We start from the raw sequence: 4,597 nt of genomic DNA, 5'->3' as shown, positions 1-4,597 counted from the left end.
TCCACCGATCCGCTCATGCCAGGCTGTATCGCGCGCAAGCCGAAGGATGGCTAGGTGGGGGCCTCATGCCGGTTACAATAGGGCGAGTGCGGAACGATCTTGACGCCGAGTTCGTCGGCGAGCGCCGCAACTCTCAGGAACTCGGTGATGCCGCCGACCTTGGTCACCGAGGGTTGCGCATGGCTGACGGCGTCCGCCGTCATCATCTGGCGAAATTGGTGCACGGTGCAGGCATTCTCGCCCGCCGCGATGTCGAGGCCGCCCTTGGCGCGCACGTCGGCGAGCGTGGCAAAATCCTCCGGGGGCCAGACCGGCTCCTCGAGGAACATCGGACTTGCCGCCTGGCAGGCCTGAGCGAAAGCAATCGCGCTCGGGCCATCCAGCGGGCAGTTCATGTCGACCATCAGCGGGACGTCGCTGCCGATCGCGTTGCGTGCCGCGAACACCGCCGGCGTCGTGGTCTCGTGCAGCTTGATCGCGCCATAGCCGCGACGGAGCGCGGCCTCGCATTCGCTCGCGATATGTTCCGGCGTGCCGATCCGCATCAGGCTCGCATAGGCCGGGATCTTTGCGCGTCTGGCCTCGCCGATCAGCCGATGCAGCGGCACGCCCTTGATCTTGCCGGCAAGGTCCCACAGCGCGATGTCGAGCCCCGAGATCGCGAACATCGTGATGCCGTAGCGGCCGAACAGATGCAGGTTGCGCTGGATCTGCTCCATGACGGCGGGAATGCCGGAGGTATCAGGCACGTCGAGGCCACGCGCCTGCGGCACGATCATTTCCTCGATCGCGGTGCAGGTCGTGCGCGGACAGACATAGGCGAAGGCGTCGCCCCAACCGGTGAGGCCGCTATCGGTCGAGACTTCGACCAGCACCATGTCGAGCGCCGCGATTGCCGACGCGCCCTGCCGGAAGCTCGCGGGGCCGGCGTCATAGGGAATGCGGATGTGGTGTGCACGGACATCAGTGATTTTCATGGCGTTTCTCCACTGCCGAATGACGTATCCCGCGCGAGCGGGATACGTCGATTTGAAGCGATGGCTACTTTTAAGAGCTCTTCTCGCCGCTCATGACGGGGCCGAACCGTTCCCAGCTCTCGCCTTTGAAGCGCGTCATCTGGAGCTGCTCGATCGGCGCAAAGTCGTTCGGGCCGGTCTTGATGCGCGTGCCCGGCAGGTAGATGCCGATCTGGAAATCGAGATTGGCCGCCTGCTTCATGACATTCTCGCGGGTGAGGTTGTCGCCGCATTGGCGCAGCACCTGCTCGAGCCCCTTGGCGACGCCATAGCCGAACACGGTCGCGGCGTCGTCGAGATCGCCTTCAGGATACCATTTGCCCATGAATGCCCGCCACTCGTTCATGGCGGGATCGTTCTTCCATTCGGCGTCCTTGGGATCCTTCAGATAGTTGGTGGAAAGCACGCCTTGGCTGGCCTCATAGCCGGCCGGCTTCATGACGCCGCCGATCGAGACGGACACGTTGGTCAGGAACTGCACCGGGTGCCAATCCAGCTCGGCGATCTTCTTGATCGCCTGCGCCGCGAATTTCGGCGTCGCGATGTTGACGAAGATGTCGGGATTGGCGCCCTTGATCTGCACCACCTGGGAATCCACCGTGGGCGAACTGGTCTCGTAGGAGGCCTCCACGATGATCAGCTTGCCAGCCTGATCGCCGAGGCCGTCGCGCAGGCCGATCACATAGTCCTTTCCGAAATCGTCGTTCTGGTAGAGCACGCCGATCGTCTTGCCGGGATAGTTCTGCAGGATGTACTTGCCGTAGATCCGCGCTTCGACCTGATAGCTGGGCTGCCAGCCCATGGTCCACGGAAAGTTCTTCGGGTCGTTCCACTTGGCGGCTCCCGTAGAGACGAAGAGCTGCGGCACCTTCTTCGAGTTCATGTATTTCTGGATCGCGGTATTGCCCGGCGTGCCCAGCGGGTTGAAGATCAGCAGCACCTCGTCGTTCTCGACGAGCTTGCGTGCCTGTTCGACCGTCTTCGGCGGGCTATAGGCGTCGTCATAGCTGATGAAGTTGATCTTGCGGCCGTTGATGCCGCCTTCCGCGTTGAGCTTGTTGAAATAGGCCGCTTCGGTCTTGCCGATGGTGGCATAAGCCGAAGCCGGGCCGGAGTAGGGCATGATGTTGCCGATCTTGATTTCGGTGTCGGTGGCACCGGGGTCGTATTTCTTTTGTGCGCTGGCGGTTCCCGCGAGCGCGACAGCCAGAAGTGTCGCAAGCAGCGTGGATTGGGCATAGTTCAAGAGCCGGTAATGCATCATTGTCCTCCCTGACAGTTCGCCGCGGCTCTTGCAGTCTTGATTATGGGCAGCTTTGGGTGAGCCGTCGGATCGATGCGTCAGCGAGTATGCACGATTGGCTTGGCCTTGCCAGCGAAGGGGTGGGTTGCAATTTCCGTGGGACGGAACGACGCTCTGATTGCTGCCGGACAGCAAGGACTGTCAAACGGTGTTCGGCGCGATCGCGCATGATGGACGCGCTTTGAGGGAAGGCCGACAGCCATGAATCCAGCCCAGAAGGCGCTCTGGTACATCGAGAGCCATCTTGGTCAGCCGCTGACGCTCGACGAGATCGCCGGCATCGCCGGTGTCTCGCGCTTCCACCTGGTGCGCGCGTTTGCGGCGGCGACGGGGTTTTCGGTGATGCGATACGTGCGCGCCCGCCGTCTCAGCGAGGCGGCTCGCGCGCTCGCGAGCGGCGCGCCGGATATTCTCAGCCTGGCGCTGGATGCGGACTACGGTTCTCACGAAGCGTTCACCCGCGCGTTCCGCGACCATTTCGGCGTCACGCCCGAAACGGTTCGCGCCACGACGTGCCTCGGCAAGCTTAAACTACAGGAGCCGATCATGATGGATTCAACCGCGCTCGATCATCTCAGCCCGCCGCGTATTGCGACCGGAAAGGCGTTCCTCGTCGCCGGCGTCGGCGAACGCTACAATCACGGGAATTGCGATGGCGCCGGCATTCCGAACCAGTGGCAACGCTTTCACCAGACGGTCGGCAATATTCCCGGCCGCATCGGCAACGTCGCCTATGGCGTCTGCTGCAACGGAGATGACGCCGGCAATTTCGATTACATCGCCGGCGTCGAGGTCGCCGACTTCTCCGATCTGCCGCGCGAGTTCAGCCGGGTGCGAATCCCCGAGCAGAAATATGCGGTCTTCACCCACAGCGAGCACATCTCCACGATCCGGCGGACCGTGAACACGATCTGGAATCACTGGCTGCCGCAATCCGGCATGAAGGCGGCCGATGCGCCGAACTTCGAGCGCTATGACGAGACGTTCGATCCTATGACCGGCAATGGCGGCCTCGAGATCTGGGTGCCGGTCAAGGAGTGATGGACGTGTGGGATGGGTAGAGCGCAGCGAAACCCATCAATGCGCCGGCTGTGATGGGGCGAGACGATGGGTTTCGCTGGCGCTCTATCCATCCTACGGCAGCTCGCAAAGCTGCCCTGCTTCGCGCTTGCTTGGCAAGCAACGGCGTCTTTGTCATAACTTCACGCCAACAACACGTTGCGTGGGGCCGGCTGAAAAATCCCCTTGCAGCCACAAGCAGCCGGGAGGATTTCATGGCCAATATCCGCGTTCTTGCCACCGATCTCGAATTTCCGGAAGGGCCGGTGGTGATGCCGGATGGATCGGTGGTGCTGGTCGAAATCCGCGGGAAGCGGCTAACGCGGGTCTATCCGGACGGGCGCAAGGACGTGGTGGCGCAGATTCCCGGCGGCCCCAATGGCGCGGCGCTCGGTCCCGACGGCAAGATGTACATCTGCAACAATGGCGGCTTTAGCTGGATCCCGACGCGCAACATGATCATGCCGGGGCCGCAGCCGGACGATTATATCGGCGGCTCGATCCAGCGCGTCGACCTGCAGTCCGGCAAGGTCGAGACCGTCGTCGACAAATGCGGCGAGCATGCCCTGAGGGGACCGAACGACCTTGTCTTCGACAAGCATGGCGGGCTCTGGTTCTCCGATCTCGGCAAGCGTCGCGCCCGCGAGATGGATGTCGGCGCATTCTATTACATCAAGCCCGGCATGAAGGAGATTGTCGAAGGCGTGCACGGCCTGCTGCCCGCCAACGGCATCGGCCTGTCGCCGGACGAGAACACGGTTTACATCGCGGAGACGCCGACCGCGCGGCTCTGGGCCTATGATCTTTCTGCGCCTGGAACCGTCAAGCCGCGCGACGTGATTTATCGCGGCGAACGCGGCAAGCCGATTGCCGGGCTCGGCGGCTACCAGATGTTCGATTCGCTTGCGGTGGAGGCGAGCGGCAATGTCTGCGTGGCGACGCTGGTCTCGGGCTGCATCTCCGTGATCGCGCCTGACGGTACCCTGGTCGAGCAGGTGCCGACCGGCGACCGCGTCACCACCAACATCGCCTTTGGCGGACCTGAGCTGAAGACCGCCTACATCACGCTGTCAGGCAAGGGCGAGCTGATCGCGATGGACTGGTCGCGGCCTGGGTTGCCGCTGAATTTTTTGAACAAGTGATGTAGGGTCTGTTGGGATTCATCGGGAGTTTATCACGGCAGCGGTCAGATGGATCATGGCTGCGAAGCTTTGATCTG

At 62.5% G+C, this 4,597-nt stretch carries 4 protein-coding genes; 2 read left to right on the top strand and 2 right to left on the bottom strand.

The features are described 5' to 3' along the window. Positions 1 to 50: 50 nt before the first annotated feature. Together AAFX91_RS39410 and AAFX91_RS39405 are read right to left on the bottom strand one after the other, a co-directional pair. Entirely contained in the window at positions 51 to 977 is a 927-nt protein-coding gene (locus tag AAFX91_RS39410) for a mandelate racemase/muconate lactonizing enzyme family protein (protein ID WP_394570093.1), read from the bottom strand. Between the two features lie 70 nt (positions 978 to 1,047). Further along, the gene (locus tag AAFX91_RS39405; RefSeq protein ID WP_394570092.1) at positions 1,048 to 2,280 is read right to left on the bottom strand and encodes an ABC transporter substrate-binding protein; all 1,233 of its coding nucleotides are present in this window, start codon (positions 2,278 to 2,280) and stop codon (positions 1,048 to 1,050) included. Positions 2,281 to 2,520: 240 nt separating this feature from the next. On the opposite strand from AAFX91_RS39405, the gene AAFX91_RS39400 reads away from it, so the two are divergent. Continuing rightward, positions 2,521 to 3,360, top strand: a complete 840-nt coding sequence (locus AAFX91_RS39400) for a GyrI-like domain-containing protein (RefSeq protein WP_394570091.1) — start codon at positions 2,521 to 2,523, stop codon at positions 3,358 to 3,360. Positions 3,361 to 3,593: 233 nt separating this feature from the next. Next, positions 3,594 to 4,520 carry an SMP-30/gluconolactonase/LRE family protein gene (locus tag AAFX91_RS39395; RefSeq protein ID WP_394570090.1) on the top strand — a complete coding sequence of 309 codons (927 nt, stop codon included), beginning with the start codon at positions 3,594 to 3,596 and terminating at the stop codon, positions 4,518 to 4,520. The last annotated feature ends 77 nt before the right edge of the window (positions 4,521 to 4,597 follow it).

This window comes from Bradyrhizobium sp. 31Argb, from assembly GCF_043638955.1.
GTDB lineage: Bacteria > Pseudomonadota > Alphaproteobacteria > Rhizobiales > Xanthobacteraceae > Bradyrhizobium.
The sequence above is the reverse complement of the archived record's forward strand: the minus strand, read 5'-3'. Positions and strand labels throughout refer to the sequence as shown.

Coding starts and splice junctions, on each gene's coding strand:
- AAFX91_RS39410 (WP_394570093.1), bottom strand. CDS start 977: ATGAAAATCACTGATGTCCGTGCACACCACATCCGCATTCCCTATGAC.
- AAFX91_RS39405 (WP_394570092.1), bottom strand. CDS start 2,280: ATGATGCATTACCGGCTCTTGAACTATGCCCAATCCACGCTGCTTGCG.
- AAFX91_RS39400 (WP_394570091.1), top strand. CDS start 2,521: ATGAATCCAGCCCAGAAGGCGCTCTGGTACATCGAGAGCCATCTTGGT.
- AAFX91_RS39395 (WP_394570090.1), top strand. CDS start 3,594: ATGGCCAATATCCGCGTTCTTGCCACCGATCTCGAATTTCCGGAAGGG.